16 protein-coding genes are annotated in these 15041 nt (G+C 67.5%); 4 read left to right on the forward strand and 12 right to left on the reverse strand.

All coding sequences use genetic code 11. From position 1 onward, the window contains the following. Positions 1-8 precede the first annotated feature (8 nt). The 7 genes from C1N81_RS03375 to C1N81_RS03405 form a co-directional block, all read right to left on the reverse strand. Complete coding sequence (locus tag C1N81_RS03375) at positions 9-764, reverse strand: 2'-5' RNA ligase family protein (protein WP_394426583.1); 756 nt, start codon at positions 762-764, stop codon at positions 9-11. A 16-nt stretch (positions 765-780) separates the two neighbouring features. Then, positions 781-2139: a hypothetical protein gene (locus tag C1N81_RS03380; protein ID WP_394426585.1), complete on the reverse strand. Its 1359-nt coding sequence runs from the start codon at positions 2137-2139 to the stop codon at positions 781-783. Beyond that, complete coding sequence (locus C1N81_RS03385; protein WP_394426587.1) at positions 2136-2723, reverse strand: NUDIX domain-containing protein; 588 nt, start codon at positions 2721-2723, stop codon at positions 2136-2138. Before C1N81_RS03385 ends, C1N81_RS03380 begins: the two co-directional genes overlap by 4 nt. After that, positions 2720-4045, reverse strand: coding sequence for a hypothetical protein (locus C1N81_RS03390; protein WP_394426589.1), 1326 nt, complete (start codon positions 4043-4045; stop codon positions 2720-2722). The genes C1N81_RS03385 and C1N81_RS03390 overlap by 4 nt, the downstream gene beginning before the upstream one ends. 15 nt (positions 4046-4060) lie before the next feature. Continuing rightward, positions 4061-4528, reverse strand: coding sequence for a PPC domain-containing DNA-binding protein (locus C1N81_RS03395; protein ID WP_394426591.1), 468 nt, complete (start codon positions 4526-4528; stop codon positions 4061-4063). Between the two features lie 40 nt (positions 4529-4568). Continuing rightward, on the reverse strand, positions 4569-5531 hold the full coding sequence (locus C1N81_RS03400; protein ID WP_394426593.1) for an asparaginase: 963 nt from the start codon (positions 5529-5531) through the stop codon (positions 4569-4571). A 93-nt stretch (positions 5532-5624) separates the two neighbouring features. After that, positions 5625-7127, reverse strand: coding sequence for a transcriptional regulator, XRE family protein (locus C1N81_RS03405; RefSeq protein ID WP_394426595.1), 1503 nt, complete (start codon positions 7125-7127; stop codon positions 5625-5627). 206 nt (positions 7128-7333) lie between these two features. Here C1N81_RS03405 and C1N81_RS03410 point away from each other — a divergent pair, with 206 nt between their 5' ends. The 4 genes from C1N81_RS03410 (at position 7334) to C1N81_RS03425 (ending at position 10256) form a co-directional block, all read left to right on the forward strand. Further along, on the forward strand, positions 7334-8203 hold the full coding sequence (locus tag C1N81_RS03410; protein WP_394426597.1) for a helix-turn-helix domain-containing protein: 870 nt from the start codon (positions 7334-7336) through the stop codon (positions 8201-8203). Beyond that, a complete protein-coding gene (locus tag C1N81_RS03415; RefSeq protein ID WP_394426599.1) occupies positions 8200-8430 on the forward strand; it encodes a DUF397 domain-containing protein in 231 nt (76 codons plus the stop codon). The genes C1N81_RS03410 and C1N81_RS03415 overlap by 4 nt, the downstream gene beginning before the upstream one ends. Positions 8431-8492: 62 nt before the next feature. After that, the gene (locus C1N81_RS03420; protein WP_394426601.1) at positions 8493-9278 is read left to right on the forward strand and encodes an SAM-dependent methyltransferase; all 786 of its coding nucleotides are present in this window, start codon (positions 8493-8495) and stop codon (positions 9276-9278) included. Positions 9279-9440: 162 nt separating this feature from the next. Then, the gene (locus C1N81_RS03425; RefSeq protein WP_394426603.1) at positions 9441-10256 is read left to right on the forward strand and encodes a hypothetical protein; all 816 of its coding nucleotides are present in this window, start codon (positions 9441-9443) and stop codon (positions 10254-10256) included. A gap of 303 nt (positions 10257-10559) precedes the next feature. On the opposite strand, the gene C1N81_RS03430 is transcribed toward C1N81_RS03425, so the two are convergent. The 5 genes from C1N81_RS03430 to C1N81_RS03450 all read right to left on the reverse strand — a co-directional run bounded on the left by C1N81_RS03430 (position 10560) and on the right by C1N81_RS03450 (position 14510). Continuing rightward, a complete protein-coding gene (locus C1N81_RS03430; RefSeq protein ID WP_394426605.1) occupies positions 10560-11165 on the reverse strand; it encodes a GNAT family N-acetyltransferase in 606 nt (201 codons plus the stop codon). Between the two features lie 295 nt (positions 11166-11460). Continuing rightward, positions 11461-12291, reverse strand: coding sequence for a tryptophan synthase subunit alpha (gene trpA / locus C1N81_RS03435; RefSeq protein ID WP_394426607.1), 831 nt, complete (start codon positions 12289-12291; stop codon positions 11461-11463). A gap of 100 nt (positions 12292-12391) precedes the next feature. After that, entirely contained in the window at positions 12392-12928 is a 537-nt protein-coding gene (locus tag C1N81_RS03440) for a hypothetical protein (RefSeq protein WP_394426608.1), read from the reverse strand. Between the two features lie 236 nt (positions 12929-13164). Further along, a complete protein-coding gene (locus C1N81_RS03445) occupies positions 13165-13515 on the reverse strand; it encodes an SH3 domain-containing protein (protein ID WP_394426609.1) in 351 nt (116 codons plus the stop codon). Positions 13516-13793: 278 nt separating this feature from the next. Then, positions 13794-14510 (reverse strand): prepilin peptidase, encoded by a 717-nt coding sequence (locus C1N81_RS03450; protein ID WP_394426610.1) that lies wholly within the window; start codon positions 14508-14510, stop codon positions 13794-13796. Positions 14511-15041: the final 531 nt, after the last annotated feature.

The following is a 15041-nucleotide window of genomic DNA, read 5'->3' on the forward strand; positions in this document are numbered from 1 at the left end:
GCGAAAGATCACTGCGCCCCTGCCACGGCTCCCGGGACAGTCGAGGCCGTTCCTGCGGGGCGCAGCGGGACGGTGCGGACGGTCTCCCACCGGTAGGTTCGGCCCTGCCGACGGAGCTTCACCAGGTCCACTGACGTGACGTCGAGGGCTACTGGGGGGAGCGAACGCAGTTGCGAGACCATGTCGATGACCGGTGCCGCCGACCGTTCGGTGTTGTTGTAGGCCACTCCCAGATGCGGCCGGAAGGCGCTGGTCGGCTTGCCGCCGGGGACGCCGGCTTGAGCGCCGAGCGTGCTGAGCGCAGCGTGAAGACCGACGAGCGGACTCCAGGGGGTGAGGCTGAAGCGGACCGCGCCGCGCGAGCCCGCAAGGGGATGAGCCAGAATTCGGAACTCGATGACGGGCAGGTGCTGCGCCAGGTCGACCAGGCGCTGGAGCTGGGGAGGCGTTACGAGTTCCGTAGCACCGATCCGCACCATGGTGACGTGCAGGCCGTCGGCGGGGACCGGGTCCATGTTGAGGGGCTCAAGTGCGCCCTGGTAGTGCTCTGTGCGTCGTACCAGAGCGGTAGCGTCGGCGAAAGTCAGCATCCAGTAGTAGGTGTGCTGGTGTTCCGACCATCCCGGGCGGTCCCAGTGGTTCTTCATGCGGTCGACGGCTCGGAAGGCCTGCCAGTCGTGCTCGACGATCACGCGGGGATCGTCGAGATCGGCCGGAGGTGCGCAGGGGAAGGCCCTGGGGTCGACGGCCAGCTCGGGCGCCACGGATCTCCTAGGTATGTCAGGGCGCGATCTGAGCGCGCGAGCCGACCACGATCATTCCGGCCTGCGGCTGTGACTGCCACGTCCGCAGCTCCTCGGCATAGTCCCCCACATCGGGTTCGTCATGCCACCGCTCGGCGCATTGATAGAGCTCGTTCGCGCGTTCCCACACGGATCTGATGGGCGCGGTGGTGCCGGAGCGCAGAGCTAGCCGACCAAGTGCCATGGCCTGCTCGACTTCAGGAGACGGCTGCTGAAGCAGAGCCGTCGCCGTGTCGAGGCCTACCAGGGCGCGGCTCCAGTCGGAGTCGGAGTGTGCGATCAGCTCGTCGATCTGCTTGGCGTGCGTCAGGACCTCTCCTGTGTCGCCGAGCGAGAGGCGCGTGGTGATGGCATTGGCCAGCGTGCGGGCCATGGAGTATGGCCCGAAGCTGATGCAGGAGGTGAGGCCACCGGGCAGGGCAGTCTGCCGGTCGGAGAGCTCCAAGGCCTCGCCGATCGCCTGCTCTGCACCACGGCGGTCATCGAGTCGGGCGAGCGCGCGGGAGCGCCCGTTGACGAGCAGCCGGATCGCCTGCGGGTTGTCCGGGGCCAGAGCGATTCCGGCCAGGGCCGCGTCGTCGGCTTCGGCATACCGCTTCTGGTAGTAGAGACCCAGCGAGCGGGTACCGCTCGCCCACATCTCCATGGGGATGTCGCCGACCTCGCGTGCCAGGGACTCTGCCTCCGAGCAGTACGCATTCACCAGGTCGTAGGCCGCACCAGCGTTGACGGCCATGTACCCGAGAAGTCCGGCTGCCTGGGAAGCGAGGCGGAAGAGTTCCGCGCGAACTCGTGGGGGCTGCTGGCCGGCCAGGACGCCGTGCAGCATCTCGCGCACGACTCGGGCTTCGCCCGCCAGCTGTTGGGGCCCCTGCGCCTCGTAGCGGTCGATGATGCCCGAGATGGACCGTCTCACCATGATCAGGACAGGGTCGTCCGCGTTGGAGCTGGTCAGCTTGTGGGTCTGGGCGACGACGGCCAGGGCGTCGTCGAAGCCGAGGCTTGCCGCCGGGGCACTGCTGATGTCAGCGCTGGCGCGGCGCGAGGCCAGTACTCCCGGTTCCACGGTCTCGAAGAGCCGCTCGGGGGCCATGTTGAACATATGCCGGAGTACGAGGTAGGCGTCCCGCCGGGGCGTGCTCTTGATCGAGCCGCGGCGGCCCATATACCGGTCGAAACTGCTGCGGGACACTTCGACGCGGGCGAGCCGGGGATCGTTCTCCTTCTCTGCGGCGCGCGCCGCGGCCCTGGCGAAATGGATGCAGAACTTCTCGTACGAATCCCACTGGTTTTCCTGGACCAGAAGCGCGAACCGAGTGGTGGTCGTGCTGGTCAACGGGTTCCCCCCTCGGGTTCGGTTCGGACGGTCGACTGCTCCCCCTCGTGCACGGGAGCGTGGCCCCGGTTCCAGAGCGGCTGCCCGTTCTGGAGATAGCGCGGGACGCTCTCCCTCAGGGCGATCAGGGCCTGCTCAGCCCGGTGCCGCTGACGGTCCCGGAGAACGGAAAGCGCCTGGTCTTCGGGGAAGAAGGCGCACTCCGAAAGCTCCTCGTCGTGCGGTCGCAGCGCTGCGCACGTGTCCCATGACAGCTGCCCGGCGTCGAAGACGAACGCCATGAGGTCGTCCCAAGGGCCGTGGGGAGACACCCAGTCGATGCACAGGAGTGCGTACAGCGTGATGTCGAGCCCGAGCTCTTCGGCGAGTTCCCGGCGCACGGCATCGGAGGGAGCCTCGTTGGACTCCGCCATCCCTCCGGGAAGGTCCCAGCCCGGCTTGTAGGTGGGCTTGACCAGGAGTAGTCGGCCGTCGGGATCGCGAAGCAGCGCGTCGGCGGTCACGCGCTTGCGGGCCTGCTTGGCGTTGCCCTCGGCCAGGTAGGCATCCCACTCGGGCGTCCCGGGGGGAGGGGGCTTCGTCATGGATGCCTGCCCGTTCCGGGACGCGCATCGAAGCTGGCAAGCAGGGCCGACCGGCGACGGTTGACCAGTGCCAACTGCTCTAGCATGTCCCGCACTTGAGGGACGTTGCGGAAGGGGGTCAGTGTTCGGCTGAGGGCGTGCAGGTGGTCGGTGACCCGGGACGAGCCGAGCGGCTCACAGGCGGTCAGAAGCTGCACCCCGGTGGCGCAGGCCGCTTCGAGGTCTCCGCTTTGGACAAGAAGTTCGGCGAGCGCGGACTGGCTGAATGCCCGACTGCGGGCACGGTTCTCTCCACGCAATGCCACGGCGCGCTCGGCCTCGGTGGTTGCGGCACTGAGCATCCCCAGGTCGCGTAGGGCGAGCGCTGACTCGCTGGCGAGCGCGGCCTGGTCGAAGGGGGCAACCCAATGCGGGGCCGGCGCAGTGGAGGCTGCTTCCAGAGTTACCTGCGCTGCTTCCAGCGCGCGCTGGGCGGCCACGCCGCCCCCGAGCCTGGCCTGAGCACGGCCCTCCATCGCATGAAGGCGGGCGGTGAGCACCGGGACGGGTTCGGTGGTCGCCATGCGTGCGTGCCCGCGTCGGGCTAGGGCCAGCGCCTGGCTGCCGTCGCCGAGTTGCAGAGCCAAGTGGCTCATGCTCGCCAGGACGTTTGCTCCCACAGACGTTTCGGGAGTCGCATGCGCGAGACCGAAGGCGACCCTGAAGTGTTCGGAGGCCTCCGTATCGCGTCCCAGGTCGTGGGCCATCCAGCCCGCCATTTCCGTGAGCACTGCTGCGGCCAGGAACACGTCGGTGCCGGGGGAGCGCCCCTTGGGCCCGAACAGATCGACTGCGATTGATGTCTGTAGGTACTGCTGGAGCGACGAGTAGACATGCCCAGCGCCGAGTTGACGGTCCGCGTGCCTGAACGACTCCAGCGCCCCCAGGTACGGAAACGGTCCCGTGCTGTCGGCCGGTGCAGCACCTTCCAGCACGGATAAGGGCGCGAAACCAGAGGCGGGTACACCCGGTCCGGCTTCGGCCTGGGGATCTTCCTCAAATGAGCGGGTGGAATCACCGGTTGGCGGCCCGAACAGTGCCACGGCCGGCTCACCGAGCAGATGCTCCAGCACGCGGCAGGTGGGAGGCCAGGGCATCCTCTTGAGATCCCCGGCCATCCACCGGTCGAAACTGCGGGACGAGACCGTGACCGCCGCCAGCCGCGGGTCGTCGTCGATACGGGCAACGTCGCGGGCAGCACGCTGGAAGTGGATGCTGAACGTAGCGAACACCGTCCAGTGGTTCTCCTCGATCAACTGCCGGAACCGGGTCGCGCGCCGCATCGCCTTCTCCTCGGCTCAGTTCGTCTCGCCGAAGGTGAGCAGGGGAACGTCATACAGATCCGGGTTCCGCAGCCGGGTCACCGCGGGGGCGGTCCACTCCTCGACAACGAGTTCGCTGATGAACTGCACGGTGCCACCCAGGAGGTGACTGGTTCGCCCATCGGCAGAGGCTCCTTTGAGGCCAGCAGAAACGTGAATGTGAGGCGCGACCCGGCTGTTCGCTGTGTCCCACGCGAGTGTGCCAGCTCCGAGCACTTCCAGCGTCTCGACCTCGATCTCGTCCCACAGCGGGCGCTCCGGATGCTCGAGCGGGGCGCACGAGCCCACCAGCCGGACACTGCTGAAGCCGCCGATAAACGTGGGGATGTGGCCAGCCCGGATCCCGGTGTTGCGGCAGAAGGCGTCCAGCGCAGCGAAGAAGTCCTCGCCGTGATCGAAAGCGACGGCGAATCGCCGGCCAGTGGTGACTTCGGTGGCACGCATGTGGCTCCTGGATCTACGAATCGGATCTTGTGGTGGGCATTCAGCGTCGACGGACGAAGGCGTCCCTGATCTCCGGCAGCTCCGCCCCGGAGCGCAGGAGGGCCAGAAGGAGAAGTCGGGCCTTGCGCGGCTCCAGGCCGCCGCCGTTGATGAGGCCGCGCTTGAGCAGGTCCGTCTCGGAGCCGGGACCGAAGTCATAGGTGCTGGTCAGAACGCTTCCCGCACCGGTGCGGGAGGTGAGGACAACTGGTGCACGGGCTGCCAGGTCACCCAGCGGCTCAGCCCACGTCTTGGGGGTGTGTCCGGCTCCGAAGGCTGCGATGACCAGGCCGTCGGCCAGGTCGGCGGCCTTCAGAAGGGCGCCGGAGGCCCCCATGGTCGCCTCGATCACCTCCACGGACGCCGGACGGACCCATGGCAGCCCCACCGGCGCCTGCCGCGGCACGGCGAAGTGGAAGCGGGGCTGGCCCTCCACCATGTACCCGACGGGGCCTGCTCCGGGTGAAGCGAAGGCCGACGTGCTGGTGCTATGAACCTTCTGCACATGACGGGCGGCGTGCAGCTCGTCGGCGAAGGCGACGAGTACGCCGAGGCCGCGCGCGGACGGGCTGGCCGCGGTGCGCACCGCGGCCATGAGATTGGCTGGACCGTCGGCGCCGGCCATCTCCGCGTTGCGCATGGCGCCTGTGATCACAACCGGGGCTTCCCCGGTGTACAGGAGGTCGAGGAGGAAGGCGGTCTCCTCCAGGGTGTCGGTGCCCTGCGTAATGACGAAGCCGGCCGTGCCGGATTGCGCCTGCTGGTTCAGGAGTTCGGCGACAGCGACGATGTCGTCGATCTCCAGCCAGGCTCCGGGGACCTTCCGGAAGTCCTGCATCTCCAGCGTCGCTGCCTCGGCCAGGTCCGGCGCGGAGGCCACGAGATCAGCAGCCGTCAGGCGGGGGGCCACCCCACTTCCCCCGTCCGGCGCCGACATGGCGATCGTCCCGCCAAGTGACAGCACGAGGACGGTGGGTCGGAGGGCCCGGGGGGTCGAGATCAAGGCGGCGGCCTTTCAGGGAAGTGGATCACGCAGTACGGGTCAGCGTCGGGATTCTCACCGGTCCGGTGCCAGGTCGGCGAGGAAATGGAAGACATCATCGAGCGCGTTCACGCTGAGGTGCCGACTACGTGGACGCACGATGCTCGCCGTTCCGCACTCGCTCAACTCCCGGCATCTGCGAACCAGCCACGGCCAAGGGACGTCCAGAAAGCCAGCCAGTGTCCGCAATCGAGCTTCCGGATCAGGGCCTGTCGCCACGCTGCGTGCCTGGGCCTCGGTGAAGGCCTCGTGATACGTCCGCAGCGCGGGGCGCTGGGTGACCGTATCGGCGGCCCAAATCGCCTCGGTGCGCACCCAGTTGGCCACGGCTGCCCGCTGCCTCGGGACCAACGCGAATCCGTCGACCTCGGAGTACTCCGGATCAGCAAGTACATCGACCTTGATTCCGTACAGTTCCATCAGCGCGATGGCCAGAAGCAGCAGAATGCGTTCGTACCGGCTGCTTCGGATCACCTCGCTCTCCGGAATGCAGAAGACCCGGACCATGGGCGTCGCCGCGTCGGTGTACGCGTCTGCCAGGGCCCTGAGGTAGTCGGCCTTGTGACGGAACCACAGCCATGGAGCGGCCTGCTCGCCGGTCTGTTCACGTGTCCAGAAGACAGGAGGCGCCGTCACCCCCTCGAGTCGCCGCACAATGTGCCGGGCGCAGAACGCGGATCCGAGCCACTGTGCTCCGGCTGTCGTGAGATCGGGCAACGCCACCCGGCTCGGAGCCGAACGCGGAAGCGAGAGATAGGTGTCGAGTGCCTGCTGTTCCTCCGCGAGGGCGAGATCGTCCGCCAGGAGCCCGTCATCGAGCTGCACCAGGGACCACAACAGCCCGTATGTGAGGTCGTCCAGCAGGTGCGCCGCCGGTAGGGCGAGCGTGTCGCCGTCGGAGGACACCGCCAGCGTGCGGCGAGCATTGGCCGCATCGACCACAAAGAGCTGGGTGTCGTCGCCCTGTTCGGTGACGCCGACGAGCACCCCGCGGCGAGCAGGTCGCAAGAACTGCTTCAGCGCTGGGTCGGCGACTTTGATATGGGCGGTGTGTTCCCGGAAGGTGGCAGTACGGAAGCCGATCGCGGCGGTTGTGCCGTCGAGGACCTGGCGACCGGCAAGCTCCCATGAGTCGGCGACTTCGTCTGAACCGGACAGGAACACCCTGCTGGTGGGCCAGCGATCGGTGATCGCGAGGGCCGCGCGTATGTCTCCGTGGCTGTGCGGTGAGGAACGCACCTGCATGACGGATGGTGCGGCACTGAAGAGGTCGGAGCAGGGGACCCCGAACAGTCGCTCCAGAACCAAAGCTGTGTCCGGCCAGGGCTGCCCGAACCAGTAACCCTTCGCCCACCGGTCAAAGGTGGAACGCGAGACTGAGACGGCCGCCAGGTGCGGCGAGTTGGTCTCCTTGGCTAGTTCCCGCGCGGTCCGCTCGAAGTGGGTACAGAAGACCACCCATCGGTCCCATCGGCGCTCTTGAAGGAGAACGCGGAACAACGTGGGGCGGGCGGGCATCTCAGACCTTCCTGGGGCGAAGGCGGGGGAGCGTGCATCCGTGCTACGTGAGCTGGGTCACCACGCAACTATGCTCGCTACTCAGCGCTGTTGGCAAGCCTCACTCTGCAGTCTGCATAGTTCGGGCTGCAGTCTGTTCGCCTCGCGGGCGCCGTGGCACACTTCAGCGAGCGACCGCTGCTGGCCGAAGAGGAGAGGGAACCGGCGTGAGTGAGCCGAAGTCGGCCCCGACCGTGCTGGCCATCGTCCTGGGCCGGCGTCTGGCCGCGTTGCGCGAGACGGCGGGCTTCACCGCTGTACAGGCCGCCAAGCAGCTGCGGATTGCGCAGACGACGGTCACCAGGATGGAGAAGGCCGAGACCTCCCTGAAGTTCGCCACCGTCAAGACGCTTCTTGAAATCTACGGTGCTCCCCAGGGCGAAATCCAAGAATTCCTTGCCCTCCTTGACCAAGCAGCTACGCCTGGTTGGTGGCAGACCTTCCGCGACGTCCTCCCGGGTTGGTTCGGAGTGCACGTATCGCTGGAGACAGCCGCGACCGAGCTCCGCGGCTACGAACCCGGAGTCGTCCCTGGCTTGCTCCAGACACCCGACTACGCACGCGCCGTCATGGAGCGGGGACTCCCTCGCATGTCACCCGATGCTCTTGAACGGAGTGTCGACCTGCGCATCAAGCGCCAGGAAATCCTCACTCGTAAGGAGCCGGCGCCTCCCCAACTCTGGGTGATCACGGACGAGACGAGCTTGCGGCGTCCTGCCGGCAGCACGGCTGTCATGCGCGAGCAGATCGAGCACCTCCTGGACGTGGCTGACCTCCCGAACGTGTCACTTCAAGTGTGCCCCTTCGAGGCCGGGCTCCACCCGGGTGCCTTCGGCCCTTTCACTATCTTCCGATTCGAGATTCCGGAGCTTCCCGACATCGTCTGTACTGACAGCCTGAGTCGCGCCGGATACAGCGAGGAGAAGGAAGAAGTCGCCCTGTTCCGCGAAGCGCTGTCTCAGATGAGCGTCTACGCATTTTCAAAGCAGAAGACCAAGACGTTTCTTGGTGATATTCGCAAGGAGCTGTACCTATGAGTCACGTTCTCCACGCCGCCACAGAGCTTGGAGCCGAGCAGTGGGTGAAGCCTTGGAGCGGTAGCAACGCCGGCAACTGCGTGGAGGCGAAGCCTCTCGGCGATGGGCGGGTAGCGCTGCGCCAATCGACCGACCCCGATGGGCCCGCGCTGATCTACAAGCAGGGAGAGATCGCGGCTTTCATCATGGGGGCCAAGGCCGGGGAAGCCGACTTCCTCCTCGCCTGAGGCCGGGTAGCGCTCGCTCTCCCAAGGCCGTACTTCCGACACGAAGGGGAAGCAGAAGAACAATGACGTTAGACCCCATTGACACCAGCCGGCCCCACCCGGCCCGCATGTACGACTACTACCTCGGCGGCAAGGACAGTTACCCGGTCGATGAGGAAGCAGCCGAGCGGGTCATATCGTTCCTGCCGGCCATTAGAATCGCCGCCCGAACCAACAGGAGCTTCATGAATCGGGCTGCCCGGCTCCTGGCCGACCGCGGCGTGAATCAGTTCCTCGACATCGGAACCGGCATCCCGACCGAGCCCAACCTCCACCAGGTCGTGCAAGCGGTCAACCCGCAATCACGCGTGGTCTACGCCGACAATGACCCCATCGTTCTCCGCCACGCAGAGGCTCTCCTGCGGAGCACCCCCGAGGGAGCGACGAAGTACATCGAGGCGGACGTCCGCGAGCCCGGGAAGATCATCGAAGGCGCCAAGGAGGTCCTCAACTTCGAGGAACCTGTCGCCCTCTCACTCGTGGCCCTCCTGCACTTCGTGTCCGACGAGTACGGCCCTTACGATCTTGTCGACGAGCTCTTGGCCCCGCTCCCCTCCGGCAGTTTCCTCATGCTCTCGCATGTGACGGGGGACTTCGATGCCGCCGGCTGGGACAAGGCCGTAGAGATCTACCGCAAGAGCGGTGTGCCCGCGCAAGTGCGTTCACGAGACGAATTCGCCCGGTTTTTCACGGGACTTGACCTACTCGACCCGGGTGTCCAGGTCGTCACCAACTGGCATCCGGAGCCTGATCAGGAGTTCGCCGACGAACAGGTGCCCCTCTACGTCGGCGTCGCGCAGAAGGCGTAGGTGTTCCGTGGTGTAGCGCATTTGCTTCGCTCTGGCAGCCGCGGGCCGCATGGAAGGATCACTTCGGTGCTGTAGAACCTGTCTCAGGTGTGGCCTGGATCCAGCACAGTGGTGCCGCCGTGCGGAGAGGGACTCCGCTGACTGCAACAGGGGGTTTGCGTGATGAGCGACAGCAGCCTGGAGGACGAGCGTGCCAACATGCTGGTCGCCGTCGACGAGCGTGATCTTCGCTTTGTTCCTCAGGCTCGTGGTCCGTTTTCCGCGTACTGGCGTGACGTTCATGACCGTGCGGTCCGCGCTCTGTCGGCCGGGGACCAGCTCCTGCTCGCCCCGATTGTCGATTTCGCCTACGTCAGAGGTTGTGAGGAAGCCGGACTGGATCCTCTCTCAGAGAGGGGCTTCCGCGCCTACGCGAGCCGGCGGTTCCGGAGGGCCGAGCTGTGGTCTTTCGCGGGTGAGACGGCCGACGAGATGCTGTTGCAGATGAAGCGGGAGCAGCATGCCTGGGCCATGGCGGTCCGCTGCCGGAAGGTATTCGACGCGGTGAACGCCCAGCATCCCGGTATGGAGGCGTGGGCGAGGAGGTACTCGGCAGGCGTCGTGACGGCTCTGGTTGAGGAGGTTGTACGGGGCGCCGCGGCGTACGGCGGTGAGGGCGGCCGGCTCGCCTTGGCGACCAAGGCGAGTGATCTGGAACTTGGCCGCTACGCGGTGCCGGTCGGCGTCGTCAGCCAGCAGGCCGATGTGCTGGATCGCGACCGGGAGCGCTTCATTGCGCTGCTGGGCGCCTCGCTGATCGCGGCGTCGAGCGGCGTTCTGACGCTGATGGTCGGTGACGACGGTCCGGTGCAGGTATGGACCGTGGGGCAGCAGGGCTTGGTGCCGAGCGAGCATGGCGAGCTCATCCTAGAGCCGAATGACGGCAGGGGCAGGTCGGCGACGTACGTGCCGGGGTTTCCGCTGCCGCAGCCGGTCTAGGGCAAGCGCTGCTCTATGGGCCATCGGAGGAAGGCGACACGGGGGCGTCGCGGATGCATCAGCATCCGGAGGAGTTCGGCCTGCGGCAACTCGCGCGCCTTGCCGTAGACGTGCTGGGCCTCGTCTTCCAGGACCGTGGTGGTCTGCGGCCTGTTGGTCGGACCGGCTCGATTTCTCGCGGCGCCCTACGGGGCTCGTGGGTCATCGTCGTGAATTCCGTCCGCCAGCTGGTGGGGGCGCAGCATTTCATCAGGCCGAGCCCACACGGATCGTGGGGTTGAGTCGGTTCAGCCGGCGGGGGCTTCACACATATGCGAAGGTCCGGCGGGCAGGGTTTACGGTCGGCTGCCTGATCTCTATAGCGGCCGATTCCTTGCCGAGCCTTCCGTGGCTGAGCCACTTCTTCAGTTCTGCGATTCTCTGCGCTCTTCGTTCTAAGGCGTACGAAGAGCAGCCGCCGGGTGCCGAGACTGTGCGGACGAGCGTGAACTGCTGCTGCTCGTAGTACGCGGCCAGGGCGGGAGAGGTGCAGTCCCGGCGGACGTAGCTGATGTTGTTGCGGGCGGCGCGGTCGACGGCCCAGTGGGCGATGAGGGTGCCGAGCTTGCGATGGCGCTCCGTCGGGTCGGTCACGGTGGCGTTGAGGTAGACGGCAGAGTCCGAGGCTTCGCTTCCCGTCCAGACCCAGGGGGCGGCAGTGGTGAGGATCGTGGTGCAGCCGACGATGCGGTCGCCGTTCTCGGTGAGCACCCACATGTCACCGAAGCGACCTGAGCAGTTGGCGGCGAGCGCCTGCACGTGCCTGCCCCAGCTGTGCCAGTTCGCCAGCTGCCTCTTCGCCATCCAGTCCGAGCGCGCCTGGATCATCACCTCGAGGGCGTACTTGTCCTCGGGTCTGGCTGGTCGCATCGCGAGCATGCGGTGTCTGCTCCTGTAGGTGCTCGTCCGCAGGTGGGAAGAGTGGGTGTGCCGGGCGGAACCCTAGAGGCCTACACCCCCGTAGTCGTAGCTTTCCCCTTGCTCCTTACCGAATTTGTGATGTTACTGACCCGGTAGGTGGCGGAATGCACTGAAAGTGATCAACCCGGGCGCGTGCTCGGTTGCCGGTCAGCCAGTGAGCCGGCCGGGCACGAGTGCGCCCTGATCCGATCTGCGGGGGCTGCGTGGCGAAGACGGGGCCTGCCGCCGCGGTGGCAGCCTGCCGTCAGGCGGCGGAGGGCACGGCGAGGCGGAGTCCGCGGGCCAGGCGCTGGGCGAGCAGACCGACCTCGGTGGTGCCGGCGGATCCGGGATGCGCGTCGAGGGCACGGATGAACGCGGAGCCGACGATGACGGCGTCGGCGAAGGAGGCGACGGAAGCTGCTTGTTCGGGGGTGGAGATGCCGATGCCGGCACCGATGGGCAGAGGGGTCAGGGTGCGCAGGCGTTCGACGAAGGCGTGGAGCTTCGGGTGGAGAGGGCCCTGAGTTCCGGTGACTCCGGCCGTTGCGGGGGCGTAGATCATGCCGCTGGCTGCTTCGCAGACGCGGGCCAGGCGCTGGTCGGTGCTGTTGGGAGCGACGACGAACACACTGTCCAGGCCGTGGTCGCGGGCCGCGTGCAGCCAGTCGGTGGCCTCCTCGACGGGGAGGTCGGGGATGATGACGCCTGCTCCGCCGGCGGAGGCAAGGCGATGGGCGAACCGGGCCGCGCCGTAGCGGTGAACGGGCTGCCAGTAGGTCATGACCAGCAGCGCGGCGGTGGATGAGGCAGCGAGTTCGCGGACCGTGGTGAAGACGTCTTCGATCCGGAAGCCGGCGCGCAGGGCCTGGGCGTTCGCGCGTTGGATGGCGGGGCCGTCCAGCATAGGGTCCGAGAAAGGCAGACCCACCTCGATCACGTCCGCGGCGGCGGCCAGGAGGTGGAAGGCGTCCAAGCTCTGCTCGCGGGTGGGGTAACCGGCCGGGAGGTAGGCGGCCAGAGCTGCGCGGGACTGGGAGCGCGCCGCGGTGAAGACGTCCTCGAGCCGGGAAGAACGGGGCAGGGGGACAGACATGGCGCGGTCCTTCGGCGGTGGGCCCGAGCAGAGTGGGAAGGCTGCTTGGCCTGGGCCGGAGTACGGCCCAGGCCACGTCGCGTCGTGACGGACGGGGGTGTCAGACGGTCGGCGAGGCCGAGAAGGTCGTGGTTCTGTAGCCCTTGCCGTCCTTGTCCCAGTCCAGCTGGAGGAAGCCGTCGGCGAGGTAACGGCCCGAGCCGGCCGAGTACTTGAGGACGCCGGTCGTGTAACTGCCGTTGCCCTTGTAGTCCCCGTGCTCAAGACGGGACTTGATGCCGGTGTAGTTGGCCCACTTCACGACCTTGTCGGGACCGAACACACTCTTCTTGGTCTGCAGGTGGAAGCGGGCGGCGTCGAATTCGCTGGGACCGTCCACGAACCAGGCCGGTCCGTCCCAGCTGATCTTGGCGTAGGTGTAGATGGTGCCGCTGGACCGCTTGGCGCAGAGCTGCACCGTGAAGTCGAAGTTGTCGGCGTAGACGCCGTTATATGCCGGGTTGTCCACCGAGTGCTTACTGGTGGTGCAGTGGTAGCTCGCGGCAGCGGCGGCCGGGCCGGCGGTGGCCACCATGGCGCCGCCGAGCACCGCGGCGGCGGCCACGGTTCCGGTGATCATGCGGGAAGTCGTGGTCACGGCTCGTCCTTCTTGAGGATTCCCGGCGGGAGAACTCCCGCGGGTCGGGCTTCGTGTCGGCGGCCCGCCGTCGACTGGCAGAAGCAAGGGGCCGTGCACGGCGGCCCGGCGTCAACGGGGGCCGGGCCGCCGTGGCGTCGTCCCGCGCCGTACGGGGTGACGGACGGGACGTGCGGGGGAGGAGTCATCCGTCGCGTAGATGCGCGGAGAGCCTCATCCTGCGGCTGGCTCGGAAGTCAGTCCAGCACCATGTGGATGGCGAGGTACTGGCCAGCGACCCAGCCCTTCTCGCCCTTGTGTGCACCGGAGGTCACCTTGATGTAGGACCAGGCGCCCTTCTGGCAGGGCTGGTAGACCTTTGTTCCCTTGGTGAGGAGGCCCTTGGCCGTGTACTTGGTGCTGGGGCCGGTCCGGAACTTGACGTTTGCCGTCTCGACGTAAGTGTGTACGTCGATGGCCGGCGGCTTCGAGGTGCACGACTTGCTGTTGGGCGCAGCGCTGGCGGTCGACGCCGTGGCGACAGCGCCGCCGAGTACCAGCGCGCCTGCGGTGGCAACAGTTGCGACGCGGCGAGTGAGGGTGTTCATATGCGCTCTTCCTGGTGTCGTCGTCGGCCCTCTTCGCTCGCCGGGCCTTATCACCGTCGTCCGTGTAGTCGCGGAACGGTCGCCGGGCGAGGGAAGGAACGCGCGGCATTCACTGCCGTCGTTCAGAACTCGATCTTCAATCGCGGAAAGGAGGCTGCGCCAGGCCCAGTTTCTTCCGCGAGATGGCCTTCCGGAATTTCGCGATCAGAAGCACGGGTTTCCGGAAGAGGGATGCCAGGAAAATGAATTACAGGAAAAGTAGATTCCGGTAGGCGGTGTCAGCTGGCCGTGACGGTCACGGCGAGCGCCCCGATGACCATGAACGGACCGAAGGCGAGCTGGGTGCTGCGGCCGCGCCCGGAGGCGAGCAGCAGCACCGCGCCGACCAGGCCGAGGAGGAAGCCGGCGACGGTGCCCCACAACACGCTCTTCCAGCTGGTCCAGCCGAGGAGCGCGCCGATGGCCGGGGCGAGCTTCACGTCTCCCAGGCCCATCCCGGCAACGAGTGCCAGCAGGAGGAAGGAGGCTGTGACGACTGCAGCGGCCGCCGCCGCGCGGCTGAGGCTGCCGGGCTCCCCCGCCACGGTGGCCGCGGTGAGCAGCACGAGCGTTCCTGCGCAGGCGGGCACGGTGAGGACATCGGGAAGACGCTGAACCGCGAGGTCGATCATCGCCAGCGTGATGCCGCACGCGGCGAGCCAGTACTGCGCGGCGGCGAACCAGCCGGTCGCGCCGCCCGCCGCGACCGCGGCGAACGCCGCGCCCATCGTCACCTCCGCGGAGATCGCGGCCGGCCCGATGGGCCCGGCGCACTTCGGGCAGCGGCCCGACGCTGGCAGCGGCCGGGGCCGGCCGAGGAGGCCGCGCCCGCAGTGCGGACACCGACTGCGTGAGGAGGCGGGCGAGGGCACCGACCGGGCGAAGACCATCGGTCGCGCCGCGGCGCCGACCAGGACCCCGACGACGGCGGACAGGGCGACGCTCAGGACGGACATGTGAGGAGGACTCCTTGCGCACGGCCGGCGGGGCATCGGTCGCGGCCGGTCGGCTTCGACCCTAACCCGGCCAGGATGGCTGGAAAGCGCAGGTATCCGCGGTGCGGGCAGGCTCGCTCCCGGGGTGGGCGACTGCCCCGTGGCGTCGGCCCATGAGCAGGCGGGATCCACCCGCCCGTGGCCCTGGCGGGTGGATCGGCGACCTTGCCGGCCGTGCCCGGCGACACTCAGGAACGCCGGCTGGCGCTGCTGACCAGGAACCACTGCGCGAAGAGCGCAATTCCGGCAACAGAACATACACCGGACAGGGGGAGTAGGAACGTGCGCGTGATGCGACCAGGACGACGGACACGACCACTGCACGAGGAGGAACACCGCCGCGGCGCTGATCCATCGCGGCCATGACGCGCTCCGGTGCGGACGGGTCAGCTGTACCGCGGGAACTGTAGCGGCGGCCAGCAGCGCGGCGGCAACGAGCGCCAGCCACCGTTGCTGGGTGCCGGTCGCTCCCAGCCACGCGAGCACAGCGCC

The sequence above is a fragment of the Streptomyces sp. SGAir0957 genome (genome assembly GCF_043523415.1).

What these genes read in the sequence shown, in the direction of transcription:
- C1N81_RS03385 (WP_394426587.1), bottom strand. Translation starts at nt 2,723, where the DNA reads ATGACGAAGCCCCCTCCCCCCGGGACGCCCGAGTGGGATGCCTACCTG.
- C1N81_RS03390 (WP_394426589.1), bottom strand. Translation starts at nt 4,045, where the DNA reads ATGCGGCGCGCGACCCGGTTCCGGCAGTTGATCGAGGAGAACCACTGG.
- C1N81_RS03395 (WP_394426591.1), bottom strand. Translation starts at nt 4,528, where the DNA reads ATGCGTGCCACCGAAGTCACCACTGGCCGGCGATTCGCCGTCGCTTTC.
- C1N81_RS03405 (WP_394426595.1), bottom strand. Translation starts at nt 7,127, where the DNA reads ATGCCCGCCCGCCCCACGTTGTTCCGCGTTCTCCTTCAAGAGCGCCGA.
- C1N81_RS03415 (WP_394426599.1), top strand. Translation starts at nt 8,200, where the DNA reads ATGAGTCACGTTCTCCACGCCGCCACAGAGCTTGGAGCCGAGCAGTGG.
- C1N81_RS03420 (WP_394426601.1), top strand. Translation starts at nt 8,493, where the DNA reads ATGACGTTAGACCCCATTGACACCAGCCGGCCCCACCCGGCCCGCATG.
- C1N81_RS03425 (WP_394426603.1), top strand. Translation starts at nt 9,441, where the DNA reads ATGAGCGACAGCAGCCTGGAGGACGAGCGTGCCAACATGCTGGTCGCC.
- C1N81_RS03430 (WP_394426605.1), bottom strand. Translation starts at nt 11,165, where the DNA reads ATGCGACCAGCCAGACCCGAGGACAAGTACGCCCTCGAGGTGATGATC.
- trpA (WP_394426607.1), bottom strand. Translation starts at nt 12,291, where the DNA reads ATGTCTGTCCCCCTGCCCCGTTCTTCCCGGCTCGAGGACGTCTTCACC.
- C1N81_RS03445 (WP_394426609.1), bottom strand. Translation starts at nt 13,515, where the DNA reads ATGAACACCCTCACTCGCCGCGTCGCAACTGTTGCCACCGCAGGCGCG.
- C1N81_RS03450 (WP_394426610.1), bottom strand. Translation starts at nt 14,510, where the DNA reads ATGTCCGTCCTGAGCGTCGCCCTGTCCGCCGTCGTCGGGGTCCTGGTC.